This is a genomic window from Veillonella sp. oral taxon 780 str. F0422, assembly GCF_000221605.1.
Lineage (GTDB): Bacteria > Bacillota > Negativicutes > Veillonellales > Veillonellaceae > F0422.
Genome location: NZ_AFUJ01000004.1, coordinates 1 through 802, shown reverse-complemented (window position 1 = coordinate 802; position 802 = coordinate 1). Strand labels below are relative to the sequence as shown.

1 pseudogene is annotated in these 802 nt (G+C 37.4%); it reads left to right on the top strand.

Annotated elements, in window-relative coordinates:
* Positions 1–802, top strand: a pseudogene (locus HMPREF9200_RS00335) (hypothetical protein); the annotation flags it as partial.

The following is an 802-nucleotide window of genomic DNA, read 5'->3' as shown; positions in this document are numbered from 1 at the left end:
GGCTCCAAAGATGCTGTGAACGGTGGACAATTACATACTACTAAATCTGAAATTGGTGCTATCATCGGTGGCACAACAATTAATGAAAATGGCAAAATTACAGGCCCAACTTTCAGTATTACTAATGCGGCTGGTACTAAAGATGATGTCACTACGATTAAGGATGCTATTGAAAAATTAGATGCTACCAATGCAGCACAAAATACTAAGATTTCTGAAACTACAGAAAAATTAACAAACTTAGGTGACACAGTTACTAACAATTACAATGATTTATCTAAAAAAATCACTGATGGTAGTACGAATATAACTAATACACTTACAACCAAGGGCTTGGATTTCACAGGTAACGATACAACTGCGAAAGTACACCGTGACTTAGGTACTACTTTGACAATCAAAGGTGCAGATAACTTCACTCGTACAGCAACTGAAACAAATAATATCAAAGTGGTTAAAACTGATAATGACCTTGATGTGAAATTAGCAGAAAACCTTGGCAATATTAAATCTATTAGTAATGCTACAGGAGCAGGTAAACCAGGTTCTACAATTACCTTAGGAGCAGATGGTGTTTCTATCGCTAATACTGCAGCAGGTGCAGATGGAGCAGCTGGCGAAACTAAAACTGTTACAATCGGTAAAGATGGTATCAATGCTGGTGGCATGAAAGTTACCAATGTAGCGAAAGCAGAAGCAGATGGCGATGCAGCGAATAAAGCATATGTAGATGATGCGATTAAGAACTTAAACACAACAGTGACTAATAATGCAAATCTACGTTATGCTGGTGATACTAACG